The sequence below is a fragment of the Amycolatopsis sp. MEPSY49 genome (assembly GCF_051337345.1).
Taxonomy (GTDB): domain Bacteria; phylum Actinomycetota; class Actinomycetes; order Mycobacteriales; family Pseudonocardiaceae; genus Amycolatopsis.
Genome location: NZ_JBDLYJ010000004.1, coordinates 435,607 through 458,372 on the forward strand (window position 1 = coordinate 435,607; position 22,766 = coordinate 458,372).

A 22,766-nucleotide genomic window follows, 5' to 3' on the forward strand; every position below is an offset into this window, starting at 1 on the left:
AACTGAAGCGAGAACGTGATTCGCCAACCTGATCGGACTAGCCGACGAGGTCGAGGACGTCAGCCGCACAACCCCACGCGAGCGTGATCCCCGAGCCGCCGTGGCCGTAGCAGTGGACGACGTCACCGGTTCGCTCCAGCCGCACCACCGGCCGGAACGGGCGCAGCCCCACCGCCGACCGCAGCACCTCCGCCCCCGCCAACGCCGGGACCAGCTCGCGGCACCGCCGCACGATGTCCGCCGTCACGCCCGGGTTCGGGATCGTGTCGCCGCGGCCCGGCTCCTCCGTTCCGCCGCACACCACGTGCGTGCCGTGCGGGATGGCGTACGTCACGCCCGGGCCCGTCTCGTCCACCACGAACTCGCGCAGGCCCGGGTCGGCCAGGTGCACGACCTGCCCGCCGATCGGGACCATCGAACCGTCGCCCGCCAACGGACCCGCGCCCAGGCCCGCCGCGTTGACCACCGGGCCCAGGCCCGACAACGACGTCAACGACCGGTATTCGACGCGCACGCCCAGCGAAACCACCTGGGCCAGCAGCCACTCCAGGTACACCGGCGTGTCGACCAGCGCCGTCGTGAACACCAATTGGTCGCCGTCGCGGACCGGGTCGATCATCGCGCGCAGCCACTGCGGCTCCGGCTCGCCCGAGGCCAGCAGGACGCGGCCGCGGCGGAACCGCACCCCGGGCGCCTCCTGCGCCCGCAGCACCGCCAAGGTCTCCGCCGTCCACCGCGCGATCCGCTTGTCCGGGCGGCGCACCGGCGGGTACAGCACCCCGCCCGCCACCGCCGACGTCGACTCCCCCGGGCCGGCCGCCGCGACGACCGTCACGTCGTGGCCCGCACCGGCCAGCCGGTACGCGCAGCTCAGGCCGATGATCCCGGCCCCCGCCACCGTGATGTGCATGCCCGCATCGTGGCAGACGGCCGTCCCACGCCGCCGCGGCTACCCTCGCGCGGGTGAGGACGATGTGGGTGCCGGCCGCGGTCTGCGGGCCGCTCGCGCTGTTGCTGGGACTGCCGTTCGCCGGCGGGACGACCCCGGGCGCCGTCGACGCCGTGGCCGCCGGCTGGACGGCGCACTTGAGCCCCGGCGTGTTGCGCGCGCTGGTCTTCCCGACCGAGCCGTACGTCGTGTTCGCCCTCGGCGTCCTCGGCGTCGTCCTGTGCCTGCGCGCGGGCCGGAAGCTGGAAGCCGGGCTCGCGCTCGCGGCGCCGCTGCTGGCGATCCTGCTGACCGCCGTCCTGCTCAAACCCCTGTACGACCGGTGGAAGAACGACACCCTCGTCTACCCGAGCGGCCACACCGTGAGCCTGGTCGCGGTGCTGACCGTGCTCGTGCTCGTCACGCGCAAGGTTTTCGTGGTGGTGCTGAGCGCGCTGGCGCTGCTGGCCGCCACGGCCGGGCTGGTCGGCCTCGGCTACCACTACCTCACCGACGTCGCCGGCGGGACGCTGTTCGCCGTGGCTGTCGTGCTGCTCACGTGGCCGGTGCCGCGTCCCGCGCCAGCGCCGTCAGCCGGCTGACCGCGCGCAGGTACTTCTTGCGGTAGCCGCCGTTCACCATCTCCTCGGTGAACAGCGCCGGCAGCGGCTCGCCCGAGACGACCACCGGGATGGCCCGGTCGTAGAGCCGGTCGGCGAACGCGACCAGCCGCAGCGCCACGTTCTGGTCCGGCGCCGGGTGGATGTCCCGCAGGTGCACCCGGGTGACGCCGTCCAGCAGCCGCCCGTAGCGCGAGGGGTGCAGCGACGCCAGGTGCTCGACCAACGCGTCGAAGTCGTCCACAGTGGACCCCTCGTGCGCGGCGACGGATTCTTCGAGGACGTCCGGCGTGACCGGCGGCGGCGCGTCCGGCAGGCCGCGATGGCGGTAGTCCGGGCCGTCGACGCGCACGACGCCGAACCGGGCCGACAGCGTCTGGATCTCGCGCAGGAAGTCCTCGGCGGCGAACCGGCCTTCGCCAAGCTTCTCCGGCAGCGTGTTCGACGTCGCCGCGACGTACACGCCCGCGTCCATCAGCTCCTGCAGCAGCCGCGTGACCAGCGTGGTGTCGCCGGGGTCGTCCAGCTCGAACTCGTCGATGGCCAGGATCCGGTGCTCCGACAGGCGACGCACGGCCTCGGCGAAGCCCAGCGCTCCGACCAGGTGGGTCAGCTCGACGAACGTGCCGTACGCCTTGGGCGACGGCGCCGCGTGCCACGTCGAGGCGAGCAGGTGGGTCTTGCCGACGCCGAACCCGCCGTCGAGGTAGAGCCCCATCGGGCCGGCCGGCTCGGACGACCCGCCGAAGAGCTTGAAGCGCTTCTTCTCCTTGCGCGCGCCGACTTTGGCCGCGAACGCCGAACACGCCGCCACCGCGGCGGCCTGGCTCGGCTCGTCCGGGTTCGGGAGGTAGGTCTCGAACCGGACCGCGTCGAAGCGCGGCGGCGGCACCAGCGCACCGATCAGCTCGTCGGAGGACAGCTCGGGACGGCGGTCGGTGAGGTGCGCGGGCATGGTCGCAGAGCCTAACGGCGTGACGCGACCCGGCAGGCGGCGATGTCCCCCGGTCGAGACGCACTTCACGCCCGTGCTGGGATTGTCGGCGTGCGGAGCGTGTGGCCTTCTTCGACGGACGAGCTGACCGGGACCGACCTGGAGTCGATCTACGCCTACCCGGCGGACCTCGACCGCCCCTGGGTGCAGGTCAACTTCGTCGCGTCCGCCGACGGCGCCGTCGAGGTCGACACGACCTCCGCCGGCCTTTCGCACGCCGCCGACCGCAAGGTCTTCCTGCTCGGGCGCGACCTCGCCGACGTGATCCTGGTCGGCGCCGGCACCGCCCGCGCCGAGGACTACCGCGGGGTCGTCGCGGGCCCGAAGCGCCTCGAACGCCGGCGCCGGCTCGGCTTCGAGACCGTCCCGCCGATCGCCGTCGTGACGCGCACCGCGGACCTCGACCCCGCGTCCCGGTTGTTCACCGAAACCGTCGTACCCCCGATCGTGGTGACCACGGAAACCGCCGAGACCCAGCGGCTGGAAGCGGCCGGGGCGGAGGTCCTGCGCGCCGGGGACACCGAAGTCGACGTCCGGCGCGCGCTCGACCTGCTGGCCGCGCGCGGTCTGCGCCGCGTCGCGTGCGAGGGCGGGCCGCGGCTGTTCGGGCAGCTCGTCGAAGCCGACCTGGTGGACCAGCTGTGCCTCACGGTCGCGCCGTTGCTCGTCGCCGGGAGCGCGTCGCGGATCGCGGCGGGGCCGGTCGCCGTGCCGCGCCGGCTCGCGCTGGCGTCGATCCTGGTCGAGGAGGGCTTCACGCTCCTGCGCTACCGCCGGGACGCCGGGTGAGCGACGACGCCGACCTGGTCTGCCGGGCCGCGGCCGGTGACGACGCCGCGTTCGGCGCGCTCGTGCGGCGGCACACGCCCCGGATGTACCGCGTCGCGCTGCGGATCACCGGCAGCGCGGGCGAGGCCGAGGACGTCGTGCAGGACTCGTGGCTCGCCGCCTGGCGCGCCCTCCCCGGCTTCCGGCACGAATCCGCGGTCTCGACGTGGCTCTACCGCGTCGTCACCAACAGCGCGCTCGCGCTGCTGCGCCGCCGCCGGCCCACGGTCTCCCTCGACGAGCCCGCCGACCGGTCCACTGTGGACACGGCGTTGCTCGCCGCCGCGGTCCCGGGCCCCGAAGGCCGCGTCGTGCGGGCCGAAGAGGTCGACGCGGTGCTGCGCGCGATCGGCAGGCTGGAGGTCTCGCAGCGGGTGCCGCTGGTGCTGCGCGAACTGGAAGGGCTCAGCTACGAAGAGGTCGCCGAAGTGCTCGACGTGAACGTCGGAGCCTTGCGTTCCCGGCTGCACCGGGCCAGGGTGGCGCTGCTCGCCGAGTTGAGGGAGCGGTGATGGCCGAGCAGTCCGACCCCGAGCGGGACCCCCGCTGGGACGCCGTGCGCCGGGCGGCCGCACGCCGGGTGCCGACCCCGCCCGGCCTGGTCGAACGGGTCCTGCGGGCCGTCGCGCGCAGCCGCCGGACCGTGGTCGAGGTGCCCGGGGACGACGGCGACCTGCGGGTCGCGGAGACCGTCGTCACGCGGCTGGCCAGGGCGATCGCCGGCGAGCGGGCGCCGGCCGGGGTGCGGGTTTCGGCCGTCGCCGTCGAGGACGACGCCGTGCAGGTGCTCGTGTCCGTCCGGTTCGGCGTCGCCGCCGACGAGGCCGCCGAGGCGCTGCGGCGGGAGGTCACCGCCGAGCTGGCGCGCCAGCTCGGGAGCGAGGCGACGGTGAACGTGCACGTCGTGGACGTCCACCGCGAGTGACGTTCCCCCGATCGGGTGAGTCTGCGTGAGGTTTGCGCCCGCGCGGGCATCGTACGGGCGAGAGACCGCCCGAGAGGAGCCCGCACGTATGCACCCGGAACGGACCGAAAGCCCCGGCACGGTGACCCCGCTCAACGAGGAGGGCACCGCCGGCCGCACCACGATCTCCTCGCTGGTCGTGCAGAAGGTCGCCGGCCTGGCCACCCGCGAGGTCGCCGGGGTGCACGCCCTGGGCGGCGGCGGGGTGTCCCGCGCGATCGGCGCGCTGCGCGAACGCATCCCCGGCTCCGGCACGGTGAGCACCACCGGCGTGGCCGTGGAGGTCGGCGAGAAGCAGACGGCGATCGACCTCGACGTGATCGTCGAGTACGGCGCGCGCATCGTCGACGTCGCCCGCGCGGTGCGGCGCAACGTGATCACCGCGGTCGAGCAGATCACCGGCCTCGAGGTGATCGAGGTGAACATCGCCGTCAACGACATCCACCTGCCCGGCGAGGAAGAAGCCGAATCGACGCGGGTGGAATGACCGGGCGCGACCGGGCGGCCTTCCGGGAGTTCGTGCGCACCCACCACCCCGATGTGGGCGGCGATCCGGCCGTGTTCGCCGAAGGGCTCGCCCGGTTCCGCGCCGGCGAGTCCGAAGTGGACTCCCGCTTCGACGCCCCGGTGAGCTTCACCGCCCGCCGGCGCGGGATCGCCGCGCTGCTCGCCCGCTTCCGCCGCCGGCCACCCCGGGTGCGGTGACGCGCACCTTTCGCACGACCGTCCAAGGAGGACAAGTGAACGCAACGCAGACCGGGCTCCTGGCCGGGCTGATCCTCGGCCTCGCCGCGTCCCAGGGGTTCACCGCGTTCCTGGTGACCCTGGCCGTCGGGATCATCGGCCTGGTCGCCGGCCGGGTCCTCGACGGCGAGCTCGACCTCGGCGAGCTCTTCGGCAAGGGCCGCGACAAGTGAGCCGCGTCCTGGACGTGCCGCGCGAGCTGGCCGAGCCCGCCGAGCGCGGCACGCTCACCGTCGGGCACGCTGTGGTCCGCAAGGTCGCCCAGCACGCCGCGGACCAGGTCCCCGGCACCGCGAGCGACGGCAAGAAGGGCGCCAAGGCGAAGGTCGGCGGCCTCGACAACGACGTCGACCTCGCGCTCGACCTGGCCCTGCAGTACCCGGCGCCGGTGCGGACCGTCGTCGGTGTCGTGCGCGAGAAGGTCACCGAAGAGGTCGAGCTGCTCACCGGCTACCACGTGCGGACCCTCGCCGTGACGGTGTCCGCGCTGCGGCCCGCCGTGACGCCGAGGGTGCGGTAGCCGTGCGCCTGTTCGTCCGCCTCCTCGCCACCCTGCTCGGGCTGGCCTTCGCCGCCGCCGGGGCGCTGCTCGCCCTGGAAGTCGGCTGGCACTGGTGGCGTCCGGCTTCGGACCCGCTGCTCGTGCCGTGGCCGCGTTGGCAGGCTCAGCTCGCTTCGCTGGGCTGGGACGCCTACGCGGTGCGCGTGGGCGCCGGCGTGCTGGCCGCCGCGGGACTCGTCTTGGTGCTGTGCGCGCTGGCCGCCGGGAACCGCGCGGTCCGGCTCACCGACCCGGCCGACGAGGTGAGCGTCTCGACGTCGCCGCGCTCGCTGGCCCGGCTGGTCGGGCTCACCGTGCGCGCGCAGGACAACGTCGCCGGCGCGACGGTCACCGCGAGCGCCCGCCGCGTCCGGGTCCGGGCGAAGAGCACCCTCGAAACCGAGGGCGAGCTGCGGCCGCGGCTGCTCGAGACCGTGACCGCGCTGCTCGACGACGTCCCGCTCGCGCGACGGCCGAAGGTGTCGGTCGTCGTCGACTCCCCGAAGGACCGCCGATGAGTAAGTCCGTGGCCGCGAAGGCGCTTTCCCGGTCGTATGCGGGCGAACGCACCGGCGTGTTCCTCGTCGGCCTGCTGGCCCTGCTCGGCGGGGCGCTGGCCCTGGTGGTCGGCTTCGGCGTGCTCGGCGAGTTCCGCGGGCGCCGGCCGCTGCTCGACCCGATGGCGCTCGACTGGCTCGGCGGCCACGCCACGCCCGCGCGGATCGCCGCCATCGTGCTCGGGCTCCTGCTGGTCGTGCTCGGCTTGCGCGGCACGCTGCGGTCGCTGCGCCCGGAACCACGCCCCGACCTGGACCTCGACCGCACCGAGGGCGCCGAACTGGTGGTCACCGCCGCCGCGCTCTCCGGCGCGGTCCAGGCCGACGCGGAACAGCTCGACGGCGTGAGCCGCGCCCGGGTCCGCGCCGTCGGCTCCCGGACGTCTCCCGCGTTGCGCGTCACGCTGTGGCTGCACGAGGGCACCGACCTCAAGAGCGTCTGGGCGGAGCTGGACGGCCGCGTGCTGACCAGGGCGCGGGAGTCGCTCGGCCTCGACGTCCTGCCCACCGCCGTCCGCCTGGAACTCGACACGAGCCCGGCGAAACGCGTGCGCTGAACCGCGTCTTTCCGCAGAATGCCCGCATGCCCCTACCGCTGCAGCCGCCGCTGAAGCCGATGCTCGCCAAGCCCGCGAAGGCCATCCCGGACTCCGGGGGCCTGCTGTTCGAACCGAAGTGGGACGGCTTCCGCTGCATCGTCTTCAAGGACGGCGACGAGCTGTACCTGCAGTCCCGCGCGGAAAAGCCGCTCAACCGGTACTTCCCGGAAGCCGTCGCGCGGCTGCTGGAGACGCTGCCCCCGCGGGTCGTGCTGGACGGCGAGCTGGTCGTCGCGCGCGGCGGGCGGCTGGACTTCGACGCCCTGACCGAGCGCATCCACCCCGCCGAAAGCCGGATCACGCTGCTGGCGGCCGAGCAGCCGGCCGAGTTCGTCGCCTTCGACGTCCTCGCCCTCGACGACGAGTCCCTGCTCGACGAGCCGACGTCGGCCCGCCGCGAACGGCTCGTCGAGCTGGCCGGCGACCGCTTCCCGCTGACCCCGGCGACCACCGACCCGGACACCGCGCGGCACTGGTTCGAGCTCTTCGAGGGCGCCGGTCTCGACGGCGTCATCGGCAAGCCCCTCGACGAGCCGTACACGCCGGGCAAGCGCGTGATGGTCAAGTACAAGCACCTGCGCACCGCGGACTGCGTCCTCGCCGGGCTGCGCTGGCACGTCGACGGCGGCCCCGGCGAGCTCGTCGGCTCGTTCCTGCTGGGCCTGCACGACGAAAAGGGCGTGCTGCACCACGTCGGCACGGTCGGGTCGTTCCCCAAGGACCGCCGTCGCGAGCTCGCCGAGGAGCTGGCGCCGCTCGTGACCGACGGCGAAGACCACCCCTGGGGCGGGCGCGCGACCGGCGAGGCCCAGCGAATCCCCGGCGGGGTCACGCGGTGGCGCGCCACCGAACACGAATGGGTGCCGCTACGGCCCGAGCGCGTCGTCGAAGTCGCCTACGAGAACACCGAAGGCGGGATGCCGTCGCGCTTCCGGCACAACGCGCGGTTCGTGCGATGGCGCCCGGACCGCGAACCCGCGTCGTGCGACTACGGCCAGCTCGACGAGCCCGCCCGCTACGACCTCGACGCCGTGTTCCGCGGCCAGGTGGTGCGGACCCGCTAACCCGCGTCCCACACCGGCCGTGCGAAGCTCGGCTCCTACCGTGCCCTTGATCGACGTGAGGACCTCGCCCGTGCGCCGCCGCCGTACCCGTCTCCTGGTCGCGCTGCTCGCCCTGGCCTCCGCCGCGGGCTGCGCCGCGGGGCCGTCGGTCCGCCCGGCGCTGGTCGAGAACGACGGCAAGACGACGGCCGCGTCGCCCACCGGCACCCCGCCGGTGCCGCTGCCGCCGCTGGCCGAGCCGCAGTCGCCGTCGCTGCGGTGGGCCGACTGCGACGACGACACCCGGCAGCGGATCGGCACCCCGCCCGTGCCGGACAGCCTGCACTTCACCTGCGCCCGGGTCACCACGCCGCTCGACGCGCCCGGCGAGGCCCGGCGGTCGGTGGTGCGGCTGCTGGCGCTGAAGGTCGGCACCGGGCCGATCCCGCTGGTCGTGGTCAACGACGTCGACGGCGACCCCGGCACGGTGTACGCCGCGCGGCTGGCCGCGACGCTGCCGCCGGCGTTCCTGGCGAAGTTCTCGCTGATCGGCCTGGACCGCCGCGGCACCGGGCTCTCGGCTCCCGTCCAGTGCGTGCCGCCGGACATCCGGCACGACCTGATCGACGCCGACCCGGGCCAGGGCGACCTGCAGGACGTCCTGGACGCGGCGCGCAAGGCCGGGCAGCAGTGCGCGATCGAGCTGGACGACTCCCAGACCGCGCTGGACAGCTGGCGCGGCGCGGGCGACCTGGAGGAGCTGCGGAAGGCGCTGGGCTCGGACCGGCTCAACGCGCTCGGCCGCGGCGACGGCTCGAAGCTGCTGTCCGAGTACGCGGTGCGCTTCCCCGGCCAGGTCGGCCGGATGGTGCTCGACGGCGTCCCGGACCCGGGCCCGGACACCGCGGCGGTGCTGGACGCGGTCGCCGCCGGCGCCCAGACGACGTTGGACGCGTTCGCCGCGGACTGCGCGGCCCGCAAGTGCGCCCTCGGCGACCCGAAGGCGGCCCTGACGGCGCTCACCCAGCAGCTGCGGGCCGCGCCCCCGATGACCGAAGACGCCGTCGCGTTCGGGCCGGGAGTGGCGATGTACGCGGTCTACTCGGGGCTTTCGCAGCGCTCGCGTTGGCCGGAGCTGGCCGACGCGATCACGGCGGCGCGGGGCGGGAACATCACGCCGTTGGCGGCGTTCGCGTCACCGGCGCTGCACGACACGCGCGCACAGCCGTCCCGCCTCGACGCGACGATCGCGACCCGCTGCAACGACAGCCAGACGCGGCTCTCGGCCGACCAGCTCGACCAGGTCGCGGCCGGGATGCGGGCGAAGTACCCGCAGTTCGGCACGGTCGTCGCGCAGCAGCTGGCGTGGTGCGGGCCGTGGCCGGTCCGCACCGAGCCGCTGCCCCCGGCGGGCGCGACGGGAGCGCCCCCGATCCTGGTGACGGCCACCGCGGCCGACCCGCTGACCCCGCAGGTGGGCAGCACCCGGGCGGCGGACCAGATGCCGACGGCGGTGACGATCACGTGGCAGGGCGCGGGTCACGGCGCGGTGGGGACCTCCCCGTGCGTCACGGAGGCGGCGCGCGCGTTCCTGGTGGACGGCAAGGTCCCGGTGGACGGCACCCTCTGCCCCGCCTGACCCCACGGCATGCTGAAGGGCACCTTCCTCACCCCACAGGCAAGGAAGGTGCCCCTTCAGCCGGTCACTGGCGGTAGGACTCCACTTCGGAGACCGGGCGGGCCTGCGCGTCGTCCGGGTTCTCGTGGAACTCCGACTTCGCGCGCCGCTGGCGGAGCAGGTCCCAGCACTGGTCGAGCTGCTGCTCGACCGCGGTGAGGCGGTCCTTGTCGCCGCCGCTCAGCCCCACGCCGACCGAGCGCGACCGGAGTTCGTGCTCCTCCGCGATCAGCTCGTCGATCCGGCCCAGGATTTCGCCGTCGGCCATCTGTTCCTCCTCTTCACGGGTGCTCGGGTGCAGACGCTACCCCGGCCCCGGGAATTCCCGCCGGGGCCACGTCGTTGACCAGGGCATGAGCACCGTTGAGCTGACTGCCGAGAACTTCGACCAGACGGTTGACGACCATGATTTCGTCCTGATCGACTTCTGGGCGAGCTGGTGCGGGCCGTGCCGCCAGTTCGCGCCGGTCTACGAGAAGGCGTCCGAGAAGCACGACGACATCGTGTTCGCGAGCGTCGACACCGAAGCGCAGCAGCAGCTCGCCGCCGCCTTCGACGTCCGCTCCATCCCGACGCTGGCCATCATCCGCGACAAGACGCTGATCTACGCCCAGCCCGGCGCGCTGCCCGAGCCCGCCCTCGAAGAGCTCATCAAGCAGGCTCGCGAGGTCGACATGGCCGAGGTCAAGCGCAAGGCCGCCGAAGCCGAGGCCGAACAGGCCTGACCACCACCACATGACGAAGGCCGCCCCGCGGGGCGGCCTTCGTCGTGTTCAGGAGCGAGTCGCGAGCCCGCGCAGGAAGAACGCCAGGTTCGCCGGCCGCTCGGCCAGCCGCCTCATGAAGTAGCCGTACCACTCGTCGCCGTAGGGCACGTAGACGCGCATGCGCGCACCCGACGCCGCGATCCGCGCCTGCTCCTCCGGCCGGATGCCGTAGAGCATCTGGAACTCGTGGTCGTCGTCCTTGCGGCCGTTCTCCTCGGCGAGCGCGGCGGCGATCTCGATCATCCGCGGGTCGTGCGAGGCCACCATCGGATAGCCCTGGCCGGCCATCAGGACACGCAGGCAGCGGACGTAAGACTTGTCCACTTCGGACTTCCCCTGGAACGCCACCGACTCCGGCTCGGCGTACGCGCCCTTGCACAGCCGCACGCGCGAGCCCGGGCCGGACAGCTCCCGGCAGTCCTGCTCGGTGCGCCGCAGGTACGCCTGCAGCACCGCGCCCACCCACGGGTACTCGCCGCGCAGCTCGCGCAGGATGCCGAGCGTCGAGTCCGTCGTGGTGTGGTCCTCCATGTCCAGCGTCACGGTGGCGCCGACCGCCTCGGCCGCCGCGCAGATCTTCCGCGCGTTCTCCAAGGCGACGTCCTCGCCGTTCGACGGCAGGAACTGTCCGACCGCCGACAGCTTCACCGAGACGTCGGCACCTTCGGCCAGCCCTTCGGCCGCCAGCGCCGACAACACGGCTTCGTAGGCCGCGACGGTCGCCGCCGCCTGCGCGGCGTCGGTGGTGTCCTCACCGAGGTGGTCGAGGGTGATCCGCCGGCCGTCCGCGGCCAGTTCCCGGGCCACGCGGACGGCGTCGGCGGTCTCGGACCCGGCCACGAACCGGCGCACCACGGACCGCGTGGCGGGCACGGCTTCGACGAGCGCCCGGATCCTGCGGGAGCGAGCGGCGGCGAGCAACGGGGCACGCAACATGGCGGGTCCTCCTCAGCCCTGGTGCGGGTAGCGCACGGAGGTCGGCGGCACGAACGTCTCCTTGATCGAGCGGGGGCTCGTCCAGCGCTGCAGGTTGAAGATCGAGCCCGCCTTGTCGTTGGTGCCCGAGGCCCGCGCGCCGCCGAACGGCTGCTGGCCGACGACGGCGCCGGTCGGCTTGTCGTTGACGTAGAAGTTGCCGGCGGCGAACCGCAGCGCTTCGGCCGCCTTCGCGACGGCCGTGCGGTCGTTGGCGATGACCGCGCCGGTCAGCGCGTACGCGGCGGTCTCGTCGACGAGCCGCAAAACGGAGTCGAAGGCGGTGTCACTACCGCTGTCCTCGTAGACGTGCACCGACAGGATCGGGCCGAAGTACTCGGTCGAGAAGATCTCGTGCTTCGGGTTGTCCGAGACGAGGATGGTCGGCTTGACGAAGTACCCGACGCTGTCGTCGGCGGTGCCACCGGTGAGGACCTCGACCGAGGCGTCGTTCTTCACGCTCTCGAAGAGGTTGGTGTGCTTCGCGAACGCCCGGGCGTCGATGACCGCGCCGCCGAAGTGCGACAGGTCGGTGACGTCGCCGTAGGACAGCGCCTCGGTCTCGGAAACCAGGCCGTCCTTCAGCTTCGCCCACACGCTGCGCGGGATGTACGCACGCGAAGCGGCGGAGCACTTCTGGCCCTGGTACTCGAAGGCGCCGCGGACCAGCGCGGTGCGCAGGACGTCGACGTCGGCCGACGGGTGCGCGAGCACGAAGTCCTTGCCGCCGGTCTCGCCGACCAGCCGCGGGTACGAGCGGTAGCCCGCGATGTTCGCGCCGACCGTGGCCCACAGGTGCTGGAACGTCGCGGTCGAGCCGGTGAAGTGGATGCCGGCCAGGTCGCGGTGGGTCAGGGCGACCTCGGAGACGGCCTTGCCGTCGCCCGGCAGCAGGTTGATGACGCCCGGCGGCATGCCCGCCTCTTCCAGCAGCCGCATGGTCAGGTGCGCGGCGAACGACTGCGTCGGCGACGGCTTCCACAGGACCGTGTTGCCCATCAGCGCGGGCGCGGTCGGCAGGTTGCCGGCGATCGCGGTGAAGTTGAACGGCGTGATCGCGTAGACGAAGCCCTCGAGGGGCCGGTGCTCCATTCGGTTCCACACGCCCGGCGAGCTGACCGGCTGCTCGGTGAGCACGCGGCGGCCGAACTCGACGTTGAAGCGCCAGAAGTCGGCGAGCTCGCAGGCGGAGTCGATCTCGGCCTGGGTCGCGGTCTTGGACTGGCCGAGCATGGTGGCGGCGTTGAGGGTGGCGCGCCACTTGCCGGTGAGCAGGTCGGCGGCGCGCAGCAGGATCGCGGCGCGGTCGTCGTAGGACAGCGCGCGCCACTCGGGCGCGGCCTTCGCGGCGGCCGCGATGGCGTCGGTCGCGTCCTGCTGGGTGGCGCTGCGGATGGTGCCGAGGACGTGCCGGTGGTTGTGCGGCTGGACGACGTCGATCTTCTCGCCTCCGCCGGGGCGCTGCTCGCCCCCGACGGTGACCGTGAGGTCGACGGGTTCCGCCTGGCCCAGCCGCTTGAGCGCACCCTCGAGTTCGGCGCGCTCAGCGCTGCCCGGCGCGTACGTGAGCACCGGCTCGTTCTTCGGGGCGGGGGTCTGGGTCACGGCGTCCACGGCGGCTCCTCTGCCTTTCCTCTACGTCCTTGATGCCCCGAACGGTAACTCCGGACACGTCGTGGCGGCTTGTTCGAACGGCTAAAATCGCTCGTATGATCTTGGCCGATCGGATAACCCCGCCGTGACCTCGCTGCGCCATGTCCTGGCAACGCTCGGCGAGCCGCTCGTCGAGGTCGTCGTGGCCCCGCACGGGCTCGGCGTCCCGGTCGCCGACGTCGTGATCCTCGACCCCGAGGACCCCCTGGAGGCCTCCCCCGGCGACCTCGTGCTGGTGATCGGCGCGCGCGGCCGGGCGGCGGCCCCCGCGATCCGCGCGGCCGGGCGCGGCGGCGCGGCCGCCGTGGCGGTCAAGGGCGCGACGGGCGCCGACGTCGCCGCCGACGCGGGGGTCGCGCTGCTGACGGTCGGCGCGGAGGCGCGCTGGGAGCAGGTGGAGTCGCTGGCCCGCGGGGTCGTCGACGCGGCCCGCGCGGGCGGCGAGGCGGCCAGCGGCGAGGTCCTCGGCGACCTGTTCGCCCTCGCCCAGACCATCGCGACGCTCACCGGCGGCCTGGTCAGCATCGAGGACACCGCGAACCGCGTCCTCGCGTATTCGCGCGCCGGCGACGAGGTCGACGAGCTGCGGCGGCTGTCCATCCTCGGCCGCGAAGGCCCGGAACGGTACCTGGCGATGCTGCGCGAATGGGGCGTCTACCAGCGGCTTCGCGCCGGCGAAGGGATCGTGCGGATCGACGAGCGCCCCGAGCTGGGCATCCGCCGGCGCATCGCGGCCGGCATCCACGCGGGCAAGCAGCCGCTCGGCACGATCTGGGTCCAGGAGGGCGCACAGCCGCTCACCGAACGCGCCGAGACGGCCCTGCTCGGCGCCAGCCGCGCCCTGGCGCCGCAGCTGATCCGCGCCCGCACGCTGCCGAGCCCGGAACTGCGGCTGCGGGAGGACCTCCTCGCGAGCCTCCTGGAAGGGCGGCTGGACGCGGAGTCCGTCGCGGACGACATCGGCGCCGACCCCGCGCGGCCGGCCCAGGTGCTGGCGTTCTCGCTGAGTTTTCCGGGGCCGAGCCCCGGCCCCCAGCCGGGGGGCAAGCCCCCCTGGACCCCCCAAAAGCCGGTGGGGCGCTCGGACAACCGGCAGCTACGGCGCGCCGAGCTGGTGCACCTGATCGCGGTGCACACGGCGGCCTACCGGCGCAGCGCGCTGGTGAGCGTGATCGGCGGCCGCGTCTACGCGCTGCTGCCGGACCTGCCCGAGCACTCGGACGCGGCGGTGCTGGCCCTGGCGCGCGAAATCACCGGCACCGCGCGCCGCCACCTGGACGTCCCGGTGCGGGCGGCGCTGGGCGGCGTCGTACCGCGCCTGTCCGACGCGGCCGCGTCCCGGGGCGACGCCGACCGCGTCCTGGCGGCGATGGCCCGCGGGCACTGGGCCGCCGACGTCGCCTCACTGGCCGACGTCCGCGCCGAAGTCCTGCTGTCGGAGGTGCTGGCGTTCCTGGGCGGGCAGCCCCGCATCCGCGACCCGCGGCTGGTTTCGCTCGTGGCGCACGACACCGAGCACGGCGGCATCCTGGTCCCGGCGGTCCTGGCCTGGCTCGACGCGTTCGGCGACGTCCGCGCGGCGGCCCGGGTGCTGAACATCCACCCGAACACGGTCCGCTACCGCGTCCGGCGGGCGGCCGAAGTGTCCGGAGTGGACTTCGACGACCCGGCCCAGCGGATTCTTACTCAGCTGCAGCTGAGGCTGTGACCCTGCTAGCTTCGCCGGCGTGGATCTCTTTTCGCGCACGTGGGCGGCGCTGCGTGCCGCGGTCGCCGCTCTTCCCGACTCCGACTTCGCGAAGCCGTCGGGCTGCCGAGGGTGGCTGGTCCGGGACCTGGTGTGCCACCTGGTGATCGACGCGCAGGACGTGCTGATCACGCTGGTGACGCCCGCGTCGGCGGCGGTCACGCACGACGCGGTGACGTACTGGGCGGTGTCGTCCGAACCGCCCACCGGCGACGATCCCCTGGACGCGCTGATCGTCCGCCTGGCGGCGGCGTACGAGGATCCGGCGCTGCTGAAGTTCCACCTCGACGACGTGGGCGCGGCGGCGGGCCGCGCGGCCGGGCTGGCGGACCCCGGGATGCGGGTGTCGACGCAGGACATGGTGCTGACGGCGGGCGACTACCTGTCGGCGTACGTGCTGGAGTGGACGCTGCACCACCTCGACCTGGTGGCCCACGTGACCTCGGTTCCGGGGCCGCCGGCGGAGGGCCTGGCGGAGACGCGTTCGCTGGTGGAGAAGATCGCGGGCACGGCGTTCCCGGCGTCGTTCCCGGACACGGACGTGCTACTGGTGGCGACCGGCCGCCGCGCCCCCACGGACGCCGAGCGCGACGCGCTGGGCGACCTGGCCGCGCGGGTGCCATTCGTGCTCGGGTGAGGCAGGGCGCCCTGCCCCACCCGGCTCACCTCAGGCCCGCACCAGGCTGAACCGGCGCCGTTCCACGTCGATGGCTTCGATGCGGACCGTCACCCGGCTGCCCTGCTCGGGGACGCGGTCGGTCACGAGCAGGCCGTGCACGCCCGGCGCCACTTCGACGAACGCGCCGAACGGCACCGCCCGCGCCACGACGCCGTCGAGCACCCCGCCCTCGCGGTGGGCGGCGACGAACTCCTGCCAAGGGGACATGCGGTTTCACCTCCTTCCCGCGCACGTTCCGGACTTGGCGAACGTGCGGGAGGCGGCGGGCCACGGGCCCGCCCGGAGGTCACGGCACAGCCGGGTACCCCGTCTGCTCACGGCTCGAGGCCGACCCGGCAGTCATACCGGAAACCGTATCGCCGAAACGCGGAATTGCACCACCGGTAATTCTCCGACGCGATATCCGGCTATCGGGAAATCGGCTCACACAAGGGCGTGCAGATCGGCCAACCGCACGAGCGAATCCAGGCGCGCGGATTGGTCGTAGGCGGCCGTCGTCACCAAAACCTCGTCGGCGCCCGCGGCGTCGATCAATGCGCCGAGCCGGTCCCCGACTTCGGCCGGGGTGCCGGAAATCTGACCGTCCAAGGTCTCCTCGAGGCGCCTTCGCTCGCGGTCGGTCATCGGCAGCGCCAGGACCTCCGCGGGCGGCGACAGCGGTGGGAAGACGCCGTGGGAGCGCGAATACACCGTCGCCCAGGCCTCCGACACGAGCAGGCGGCGCGCGTCGGCCGCCGAGTCCGCCACGGCGATCGCCGACGACACCACGACGTACGGCTCGCGCGCCCACCCGGACGGCCGGAAGCCGTCGCGGTAGCGCGTCACGGCTTCGGCGAGCGCGCGTTCGCCACGGACGGGCGCGATCACCAGCGGCAGCCCGAGCTCGGCGGCGAGGTCGGCGCCGGACCCGGTGGCCAGCAGGAACGGCGGCACGCGCAGCCCCTCGGCCGGGTAGGCGTGGACGCCGGGGCGCTCGCCCGAGAAGAACCCGAGCAGTTCCCGCACCTGGGCGCCGAAGTCGTCAGCCGCTTCCTTGCCGTGGCCGAGCGCGTCGCGGACGCCGGCGGTGAAGCCGACCGACCGGCCCAGTCCCATGTCGATCCGGCCGGGGTACAGCGCTTCCAAGACGCCGAACTGCTCGGCGACGACCAGCGGCCGGTGGTTCGGCAGCATGACGCCCCCGGTGCCGACGCGGATCCGGCTCGTCGCGCTCGCGACGGCGGCGGCCAGGACGGTCGGCGCGGACCCGGCGACCCCGGGCACGCTGTGGTGTTCGGAAACCCAGAACCGGTGGTAGCCCAGCCGTTCGACGTCGCCGGCGAAGGCGACGGTGTCCCGCAGCGCCCGCGCGGTCCCGCCGTGCGTGCGGACGGGCGAGCGATCGAGCACGGAAAACCTCACGCCGGGTGCAACGCCCGCCGTGCGCCGGGATTCCCGTCAGGGACGCCAGCGCTCGCTGTACTCCGGGTGGTCGGCGTAGGGCAGGGCCAGCAGGCGCAGGGTGAGGCACCAGTTGGAGCCGGCCTCGTCGGCGGGCACGTGGCAGGTCTCACACCAGTATTCGCTGCCGTAGAGCGGAAAACCGGGGACCTTCTCCGACACGGTGGTGCGGTGGGCGAGCAGGATCCGACGCGTGGCCTCGATCTCGTTGATCATCTGGTTGACGACGTCGAGCTCCAGATCGGTCATCCCACGAATCTTCTGCTCGACGGCGACCTTGGTCTCGCCGCGGTTCATCGCCTCGCCGGCCTTCGCCTTGTTGACGGCCTGCATGATCAACGCCTGCCGCGCGCCGACGCGCGCGGCGAGGAATGCGATCAGGTCGTCCACGAAGGGCCTCCCTCGAACTCGCCCCAGGACATGTCGTCGAGGAGTCGTCGATTCGGGACCGCACGTTACGCCGATCGTGGCGGTGGTCGAGACCACAGGAGCGGCCGTGCGGGATTTGTGACCCGAAAGGCGACAGCGGGCAGCGGCGTGATCACTCCCCGTTTTCCGTGGTGACGTTCCGATTGGTTTCCGGGCCCCCGGAAGTGGCGCGCGGCACGGTTGTGGCGGTGATTACACGGGGTCCCGATCGAGGGAATCCCGCTGCCGCTGAGTAACACCGAACCCGGTCGTGGCGTCTGTCCCGGGCACAAGAGCCACGGAGGCAGCCATGTCCGTTCCCGTCCCGCCCGGCCCGCCGATGCCCTACGCCCCGCTGCCCGCGCCCGCGCCGCCGCGCCGGAAGTGGCCGTGGGTGCTCGGCGCGGCGCTCGTCGTCTCCGCGGTCGCGGCGGGTGTCGTGCTGGCGATCGCCGTGGGCAAGGCGGCCTCGAGCCCGTGCGTCGACAAGTCGCAGACCGCCCCGTGCGTCGGCCCCGGCGGGACCTGGGTCTCCGCAGACGGCGCGGTCCGGCCGCGCGACGCCGCCGCGCCCGCGACCACCAGCCCCTCGATCCCGGCCCTCGTCGCACCGACCACGACCGAGCCGGCCCTCCCCGAGCCGACGGCGAAGGACTACTCCGTCGACCTGGCGGTCGTCTCCAAGCAGTGCTTCGGCTCGGCCGGGTGCAACGTCGTCGTCGAACCGAAGCTGAACGCCCTCGGCGCGAGCACCCTGCTCTGGGAGTGCGACATCACCTACAGCATCTCCGGCGACAGCTCCGGAGAACTGATCGAGACGGCCTACGCGCAGGGCGGCACGTCGTACCGCGTCGACCGCACGGCGATGAGCACCAAGAACACCAAGGTCGCGCCGAAGGCGACCGTGACCTCGGTGAGCTGCCGCAAGCCGTGACGGTCAGGCCTCCGGGCGCGCCTTGCTGGGCTGGACCCGCTTGGGCTCCCCCGGCATCTTGGGATAGTCCGGCGGGTACGGCATGTCCCCCAGCCCGTGGTCGCGCAGGTCCCGCTCGTACCACTCCAGCGCCGTCTCCAGGCCGAACGCCTCGGCGTCCATCCCCGCGTGCAGGTCGCCGTGGGACTCCAGGAACGCCGGGATCGTCAGCACGTCGAAGTCGTCCGCGTCGACCTCCGGCAGCAGGTCCCACGTCAGCGGCGTCGACACCGTCGCGCGCGGGGTGCCGCGGACCGACCAGCTCGACGCCACCGTCCGGTCGCGCGCCGCCTGGTTGTAGTCCAGGAACACGCGCCCCTCCCGCTCCTCCTTCCACCACGCGATCGTCGCCTTGTCCGGGATGCGCCGCGCCACCTCGCGGCCCAGCGCGATCACCGCGTGGCGGACCTCGACGAAGTCCCACTCCGGGCGGATCCGGACCAGCACGTGGACCCCGCGGCCGCCGGACGTCTTCGGGTAGCTCGTCAGCCCCGCGTCCGCCAGTACCTCGCGGACCACCAGCGCCACCTCGACCGCGTCCGCGAAGCCGGCGCGGTCCGGCGGGTCGACGTCGATGCGCAGCTCGTCCGGGTGGTCGACGTCGGGACGGCGGACCGGCCACGGGTGGAAGTCGAACGTCCCCAGGTTGGCCGCCCACGCGAACACCGCCGGCTCGGTCGGGCACACCTCGGCCGCCTTGCGGCCCGACGGGAACGTGATCTCGGCCGTCTCCAGCCACGCCGGCGCCCCCTTCGGGACTCGCTTGGCGTAGAACCACTCGCCCTCGACGCCGTCGACGTAGCGCTTCAGCGTCGTCGGCCGCTCGCCGATCGCGCGCAGCAGCGGCCCGCCGACCGCGATGTAGTGCTCGACGACCTGCCGCTTGGTGATGCCGCGCTGGGGGAAGTACACCTTGTCCGGGCTCGAGACGCGGACGGTGCGCCCGCCCACCTCGTACTCGACCGGGTCACCGTGCTTGGGCATGCGGCCACGCTAGCGGTGATCGCGCACCGGAGCGCCCGCGAACATGCCCGCCCGGTGACATGAATGAGTCATTCACGTCACCGGACGACAGCGTCCCGGCAAAGTCGTGGCCGCGCGGTCTGCCCGGCGTCGCGGCAATGTCATGAAAGGGTCGTTCATGTCGTCTGACGAGGTGAACGACCCGTTCATGACATGCGGGCGACCGGATCGGCCGCGCTGACCCGACTTTGCCGGGACCCTGTCACCGGACGACATGAATGAGTCATTCACGTCGTCCCGGCGCGTGGATGACCCCCTCCCGGCACCCGGCGAGCGCGGCGGACCCGACCGGTAGGCTGGAGCGGGTGTCCGGCCGCACCAAGCTGATCGTCGCGCTCGCCGTCGTCGCCCTCTTCGCGGCCGCCGCGGTGCTGCTGCCGATCCCCGGGCCTGCCGAGCTGCGCGCCTGGGCCGCCGCCACCGGGCCCGCCACCCCGCTCGTGCTCTTCGCCGCCTACTCGCTGCTCACCGTCGCGCCGATCCCGCGCACCGTCTTCAACCTCGCCGCCGGCCTGCTGGTCGGCACCGCCGCCGGGATCGCCATCGGCCTGGCCGCCACCACCGTCGCGGCCGGCCTCTCCTTCGGGCTGGCGCGGCTGCTCGGCCGGGACCTGGTCACCCGGCACCTGCACCGGTCGGCCGTGCGGACCGTGAACGACCGGCTCTCCGGCGGCGGCGTCCTCGCGATCACGTCGCTGCGGCTGATCCCGATCGTGCCGTTCGCGCCCTTCAGCTACCTCTGCGGGGTGTCCTCGGTGCGGCTCGTCCCCTACCTGGCCGGTACGCTGCTCGGGAGCGTGCCCGGCACCGTCGCCGTGGTCGTCCTCGGCGACGCCCTGACCGGCGACACGCCGCCCGCGCTGCTCGCCTGCTACGGCGTGTTCGCGCTGGCCGGGGCGATCGGGCTGGTCAAGGTGTTCAAGAAGCGGGCACCGGCCGAACCGGGTCCGCCGGACCTGCTGGCTGACGCGAACAGCACAGGGCCGACCGCTACACTCGATCGGGTGCGCGAAGCGTAAACGCGCTGAGCAGGGCCACCATCACCGGGAATTTCGTCAGGAGCAGCCGCCATCGACACCGGTCAGCTGATCGCGGGGCACTACCGCCTCGTCGAGCACATTGGTAGCGGTGCCATGGGAGTCGTGTGGCGCGCGACCGACGTGCGCCTCGAGCGCACCGTCGCGATCAAGCAGATCCTCCCGCAGCCGGGCGTCTCCGAGACCGAACGCGACAACATGCGCCAGCGCGCCATGCGCGAGGCGAAGAACGCGGCCCGGTTCCAGCACCCGAACGCGATCGTCGTGTTCGACATCGCCGAGCACAACGGCGACCCGTGCCTGGTGATGGAGTACCTCGACGGGCCCAGCCTCTCCACGATCCTCGCCGAGGAGGGCACGCTCCCGCTCGGGCGCGTCGCCCGGATCGGCGAGCAGGTCGCGTCCGCGCTGGTGGCCGCGCACCGCGCCGGGATCGTCCACCGCGACGTCAAGCCGGGCAACATCCTGATCGACGAGACCGGCACCGCGAAGATCACCGACTTCGGCATCTCGCGCGCGGCGGGCGACATGACGCTCACCGCCACCGGACTGATCGGCGGCACCCCCGCCTACCTGGCGCCCGAGCTGGCCCGCGGCGCCGACCCGGTACCCAGCTCCGACGTCTTCGCCCTCGGCGCGACCCTCTACCAGGCGATCGAGGGCACCACGCCGTACGGCAACACGACCAATCAGCTCGCGCTGCTCTACGCGGCCGCGAACGGCCAGATCAACCCGCCGGTGCAGGCGGGCGCGGCCACCGCGCTGCTGATGAGCCTGCTGCGCAGCGAGCCGGGCGAGCGGCCCAGCATGGCCGAGGCGCGCGAGCGGCTGGCCGCGCTGGCCCGCACCGAGCCGGGCGGCATGTCGGCGTCGCCGCCGCTGCTGTCGGGCGGCGGGGGCCGCAAGCCCGCCGCGCCCGCCGACGGCGGCGAGCGCCCGCCGTGGCAGCGCACCGACCAGAAGGCGCCCTCGTCGCCGCCGGTCGGCACGCCGGTGCCGGCGAACAAGGCGGCGTCCAACCCGCCGCGCCCGACCGCGGCGTTCATGCCGATGCGCTCGCCCGCCGCGCCGCCGAACACCCCGCCCAGACCGATGCCCGCGGCCGCGCCGACGGCCAGGGCACCCCAGTACTCGTCGAACGCCCCGAAGCCGGACAACAAGCGCAAGTACGCGCTGCTCGCCGGGGGCGGCGCCGCGGTCGTCGTGGTCGCGGTCATCGTCTTCCTGGTGCTGAACTCGGGCAGCGGCGGCACGGGCGGCACCTCGAACGCCCAGTCTTCGGGCAACCAGCCGACCGCGGGGCAGAGCACGCCCAAGGCCACCGGTTCGGGCAGTGCCTCGAACGTGCCCGCGGGCCTCGGCAGGACCGTCCCCGAAGGCAAGATCACCGATTTCGGTGCCGCCGGCCGGGCGATCACGGCCTTCTACGACAACCCCGCGGGCGGCTGGTCGAAGCTGACCCCGGCGGCGCAGCAGGTGTACGGCAGCGAGCAGCAGTTCGCCGAGTACTGGGCGAACAACAAGGTCTCGAGCTACCAGAGCGCCCGTGCCGACAGCGGCGGCTCGAACGCCGACGGTTCGATCACCATGAACCTCACGGTCAACGGCACGCGCAATGGCTACCGGATCGTGATGGTCGGAGGCCAGATGCTCATCGACGCCGACACCCGCCTCGGCGCGCAGGGTTCGCCCGGGTCGGGCTACTGAGACTTAACGCGCCGCTGGTGGGTTCGCGGGCACCGATGGCCTACCGTGGAGGTATGGCCGACGACGGAGCTGCGCTGCCGGGCCAGAATCCTCGCTTCCACGAGGACCTGGTCGGCCTGGACCCGTACGACCCCGAGGCGCGCGCGTTCGCCGAGCACCTCGACCGGATCGAACGTTCCGGGCCGAACTACACGATCGAAGCCGCGCTGGACGGCGTGGCCGACTTCGCCGACTCCAGCAACCGGCTCGGCGGGCTGCGCTACTGGGTGTCGGCGCTCATCGTCGTGCTCATCGTGCTCGGCGTGATCGTCGCCGCATGGGACATCGTCGTGCACGCCCTCGCGTGGCTCGCGGCGTAACGTGGAACGGGTGAAAGGTATGAAACCCGTTGTCGGAGCCACCCCGCGCGTCGTGAAGTCCGAGCAGGAATGGCGGGAGAAGCTGGGCCCGGAAGAGTACGCCGTGCTCCGCCAGGCCGGCACCGAACGGCCGTTCACCGGTGAGTACACCGACACCAAGACCACCGGCGTCTACGAGTGCCGCGCGTGCGGTGCCGAGCTGTTCCGCAGCGACACGAAGTTCGACAGCCACTGCGGCTGGCCATCGTTCTACGACCCCGCCGACTCCGACGCCGTGCTGCTGCGTGAGGACCGGACCATGGGCATGAAGCGCATCGAGGTCCTCTGCGCCTCCTGTCACAGCCACCTCGGGCACGTCTTCGAGGGCGAGGGCTACCCGACCCCGACCGACCAGCGGTACTGCATCAACTCGATTTCGCTGAAACTGGTGCCCGAGCAGTAAAAGCCGGCAGCCTAAATCCTCCTTAAGCAAGCAACCCGCCGCCCTTCCTCGAACGTAGTC

At 73.1% G+C, this 22,766-nt stretch carries 29 protein-coding genes; 20 read left to right on the top strand and 9 right to left on the bottom strand.

Going from position 1 to position 22,766, the window contains the following annotated elements; translation table 11 throughout:
• Window positions 1-37: 37 nt before the first annotated feature.
• Window positions 38-910, bottom strand: coding sequence for an FAD-dependent oxidoreductase (locus ABFJ78_RS21510; RefSeq protein WP_436388138.1), 873 nt, complete (start codon window positions 908-910; stop codon window positions 38-40).
• Window positions 911-972: 62 nt separating this feature from the next.
• Between ABFJ78_RS21510 and ABFJ78_RS21515 the strand changes: the two genes are divergently transcribed.
• A complete protein-coding gene (locus ABFJ78_RS21515) occupies window positions 973-1,530 on the top strand; it encodes a phosphatase PAP2 family protein (RefSeq protein ID WP_436388422.1) in 558 nt (185 codons plus the stop codon).
• Here ABFJ78_RS21515 and zapE read toward each other — a convergent pair.
• On the bottom strand, window positions 1,484-2,503 hold the full coding sequence (gene zapE, locus ABFJ78_RS21520; RefSeq protein WP_436388139.1) for a cell division protein ZapE: 1,020 nt from the start codon (window positions 2,501-2,503) through the stop codon (window positions 1,484-1,486). The genes ABFJ78_RS21515 and zapE overlap by 47 nt on opposite strands.
• 90 nt (window positions 2,504-2,593) lie before the next feature.
• Between zapE and ABFJ78_RS21525 the strand changes: the two genes are divergently transcribed.
• The 11 genes from ABFJ78_RS21525 (at window position 2,594) to ABFJ78_RS21575 (ending at window position 9,457) form a co-directional block, all read left to right on the top strand.
• Window positions 2,594-3,331: a pyrimidine reductase family protein gene (locus ABFJ78_RS21525; protein WP_436388140.1), complete on the top strand. Its 738-nt coding sequence runs from the start codon at window positions 2,594-2,596 to the stop codon at window positions 3,329-3,331.
• Entirely contained in the window at window positions 3,328-3,882 is a 555-nt protein-coding gene (locus ABFJ78_RS21530) for an RNA polymerase sigma factor (protein ID WP_436388141.1), read from the top strand. Before ABFJ78_RS21525 ends, ABFJ78_RS21530 begins: the two co-directional genes overlap by 4 nt.
• Window positions 3,882-4,295 (top strand): Asp23/Gls24 family envelope stress response protein, encoded by a 414-nt coding sequence (locus ABFJ78_RS21535; RefSeq protein WP_436388142.1) that lies wholly within the window; start codon window positions 3,882-3,884, stop codon window positions 4,293-4,295. The genes ABFJ78_RS21530 and ABFJ78_RS21535 overlap by 1 nt, the downstream gene beginning before the upstream one ends.
• Before the next feature lie 88 nt (window positions 4,296-4,383).
• Window positions 4,384-4,821, top strand: a complete 438-nt coding sequence (locus ABFJ78_RS21540) for an Asp23/Gls24 family envelope stress response protein (RefSeq protein WP_372668064.1) — start codon at window positions 4,384-4,386, stop codon at window positions 4,819-4,821.
• Window positions 4,818-5,039 (top strand): hypothetical protein, encoded by a 222-nt coding sequence (locus tag ABFJ78_RS21545; RefSeq protein WP_436388143.1) that lies wholly within the window; start codon window positions 4,818-4,820, stop codon window positions 5,037-5,039. Before ABFJ78_RS21540 ends, ABFJ78_RS21545 begins: the two co-directional genes overlap by 4 nt.
• 35 nt (window positions 5,040-5,074) lie before the next feature.
• A complete protein-coding gene (locus tag ABFJ78_RS21550) occupies window positions 5,075-5,251 on the top strand; it encodes a hypothetical protein (protein WP_086674141.1) in 177 nt (58 codons plus the stop codon).
• Window positions 5,248-5,598 carry an Asp23/Gls24 family envelope stress response protein gene (locus tag ABFJ78_RS21555; RefSeq protein ID WP_436388144.1) on the top strand — a complete coding sequence of 117 codons (351 nt, stop codon included), beginning with the start codon at window positions 5,248-5,250 and terminating at the stop codon, window positions 5,596-5,598. The genes ABFJ78_RS21550 and ABFJ78_RS21555 overlap by 4 nt, the downstream gene beginning before the upstream one ends.
• A gap of 2 nt (window positions 5,599-5,600) precedes the next feature.
• Window positions 5,601-6,137 carry a DUF6286 domain-containing protein gene (locus ABFJ78_RS21560; protein ID WP_436388145.1) on the top strand — a complete coding sequence of 179 codons (537 nt, stop codon included), beginning with the start codon at window positions 5,601-5,603 and terminating at the stop codon, window positions 6,135-6,137.
• Window positions 6,134-6,733, top strand: a complete 600-nt coding sequence (locus ABFJ78_RS21565) for an alkaline shock response membrane anchor protein AmaP (RefSeq protein ID WP_436388146.1) — start codon at window positions 6,134-6,136, stop codon at window positions 6,731-6,733. Before ABFJ78_RS21560 ends, ABFJ78_RS21565 begins: the two co-directional genes overlap by 4 nt.
• 26 nt (window positions 6,734-6,759) lie before the next feature.
• Window positions 6,760-7,839: an ATP-dependent DNA ligase gene (locus ABFJ78_RS21570; protein ID WP_436388147.1), complete on the top strand. Its 1,080-nt coding sequence runs from the start codon at window positions 6,760-6,762 to the stop codon at window positions 7,837-7,839.
• Between the two features lie 70 nt (window positions 7,840-7,909).
• Window positions 7,910-9,457: an alpha/beta hydrolase gene (locus ABFJ78_RS21575; RefSeq protein ID WP_436388423.1), complete on the top strand. Its 1,548-nt coding sequence runs from the start codon at window positions 7,910-7,912 to the stop codon at window positions 9,455-9,457.
• A gap of 64 nt (window positions 9,458-9,521) precedes the next feature.
• Here ABFJ78_RS21575 and ABFJ78_RS21580 read toward each other — a convergent pair whose 3' ends face one another.
• The gene (locus ABFJ78_RS21580) at window positions 9,522-9,764 is read right to left on the bottom strand and encodes a DUF2630 family protein (RefSeq protein WP_372668071.1); all 243 of its coding nucleotides are present in this window, start codon (window positions 9,762-9,764) and stop codon (window positions 9,522-9,524) included.
• Between the two features lie 85 nt (window positions 9,765-9,849).
• On the opposite strand from ABFJ78_RS21580, the gene trxA reads away from it, so the two are divergent.
• A complete protein-coding gene (trxA, locus tag ABFJ78_RS21585; protein WP_436388148.1) occupies window positions 9,850-10,221 on the top strand; it encodes a thioredoxin in 372 nt (123 codons plus the stop codon).
• 48 nt (window positions 10,222-10,269) lie between these two features.
• Here the strand turns inward: trxA and ABFJ78_RS21590 are convergent, their stop codons facing one another.
• Complete coding sequence (locus ABFJ78_RS21590; RefSeq protein WP_436388149.1) at window positions 10,270-11,199, bottom strand: proline dehydrogenase family protein; 930 nt, start codon at window positions 11,197-11,199, stop codon at window positions 10,270-10,272.
• Window positions 11,200-11,211: 12 nt separating this feature from the next.
• A complete protein-coding gene (gene pruA, locus ABFJ78_RS21595) occupies window positions 11,212-12,852 on the bottom strand; it encodes an L-glutamate gamma-semialdehyde dehydrogenase (protein ID WP_436388150.1) in 1,641 nt (546 codons plus the stop codon).
• A 124-nt stretch (window positions 12,853-12,976) separates the two neighbouring features.
• Here pruA and ABFJ78_RS21600 point away from each other — a divergent pair, with 124 nt between their 5' ends.
• On the top strand, window positions 12,977-14,599 hold the full coding sequence (locus ABFJ78_RS21600) for a PucR family transcriptional regulator (protein WP_436388151.1): 1,623 nt from the start codon (window positions 12,977-12,979) through the stop codon (window positions 14,597-14,599).
• A gap of 19 nt (window positions 14,600-14,618) precedes the next feature.
• Window positions 14,619-15,275 (top strand): maleylpyruvate isomerase N-terminal domain-containing protein, encoded by a 657-nt coding sequence (locus ABFJ78_RS21605; RefSeq protein WP_436388152.1) that lies wholly within the window; start codon window positions 14,619-14,621, stop codon window positions 15,273-15,275.
• A gap of 30 nt (window positions 15,276-15,305) precedes the next feature.
• Here ABFJ78_RS21605 and ABFJ78_RS21610 read toward each other — a convergent pair whose 3' ends face one another.
• The 3 genes from ABFJ78_RS21610 to ABFJ78_RS21620 all read right to left on the bottom strand — a co-directional run bounded on the left by ABFJ78_RS21610 (window position 15,306) and on the right by ABFJ78_RS21620 (window position 17,147).
• A complete protein-coding gene (locus ABFJ78_RS21610; protein WP_436388153.1) occupies window positions 15,306-15,524 on the bottom strand; it encodes a S1 RNA-binding domain-containing protein in 219 nt (72 codons plus the stop codon).
• 216 nt (window positions 15,525-15,740) lie between these two features.
• Window positions 15,741-16,706: an LLM class flavin-dependent oxidoreductase gene (locus ABFJ78_RS21615; RefSeq protein WP_436388154.1), complete on the bottom strand. Its 966-nt coding sequence runs from the start codon at window positions 16,704-16,706 to the stop codon at window positions 15,741-15,743.
• Between the two features lie 48 nt (window positions 16,707-16,754).
• Window positions 16,755-17,147, bottom strand: a complete 393-nt coding sequence (locus tag ABFJ78_RS21620) for a DUF6221 family protein (protein ID WP_436388155.1) — start codon at window positions 17,145-17,147, stop codon at window positions 16,755-16,757.
• Between the two features lie 328 nt (window positions 17,148-17,475).
• On the opposite strand from ABFJ78_RS21620, the gene ABFJ78_RS21625 reads away from it, so the two are divergent.
• On the top strand, window positions 17,476-18,099 hold the full coding sequence (locus tag ABFJ78_RS21625; protein ID WP_436388156.1) for a hypothetical protein: 624 nt from the start codon (window positions 17,476-17,478) through the stop codon (window positions 18,097-18,099).
• A gap of 3 nt (window positions 18,100-18,102) precedes the next feature.
• On the opposite strand, the gene ABFJ78_RS21630 is transcribed toward ABFJ78_RS21625, so the two are convergent.
• A complete protein-coding gene (locus ABFJ78_RS21630; RefSeq protein ID WP_436388157.1) occupies window positions 18,103-19,122 on the bottom strand; it encodes a DNA polymerase domain-containing protein in 1,020 nt (339 codons plus the stop codon).
• 344 nt (window positions 19,123-19,466) lie between these two features.
• On the opposite strand from ABFJ78_RS21630, the gene ABFJ78_RS21635 reads away from it, so the two are divergent.
• The 4 genes from ABFJ78_RS21635 to msrB all read left to right on the top strand — a co-directional run bounded on the left by ABFJ78_RS21635 (window position 19,467) and on the right by msrB (window position 22,706).
• Window positions 19,467-20,180, top strand: coding sequence for a TVP38/TMEM64 family protein (locus ABFJ78_RS21635; protein ID WP_436388158.1), 714 nt, complete (start codon window positions 19,467-19,469; stop codon window positions 20,178-20,180).
• Window positions 20,181-20,294: 114 nt separating this feature from the next.
• Window positions 20,295-21,905, top strand: coding sequence for a protein kinase domain-containing protein (locus ABFJ78_RS21640; protein ID WP_436388159.1), 1,611 nt, complete (start codon window positions 20,295-20,297; stop codon window positions 21,903-21,905).
• 53 nt (window positions 21,906-21,958) lie between these two features.
• Window positions 21,959-22,264, top strand: a complete 306-nt coding sequence (locus ABFJ78_RS21645) for a hypothetical protein (RefSeq protein ID WP_372668090.1) — start codon at window positions 21,959-21,961, stop codon at window positions 22,262-22,264.
• Between the two features lie 19 nt (window positions 22,265-22,283).
• The gene (msrB, locus tag ABFJ78_RS21650) at window positions 22,284-22,706 is read left to right on the top strand and encodes a peptide-methionine (R)-S-oxide reductase MsrB (RefSeq protein WP_436388160.1); all 423 of its coding nucleotides are present in this window, start codon (window positions 22,284-22,286) and stop codon (window positions 22,704-22,706) included.
• Window positions 22,707-22,766: the final 60 nt, after the last annotated feature.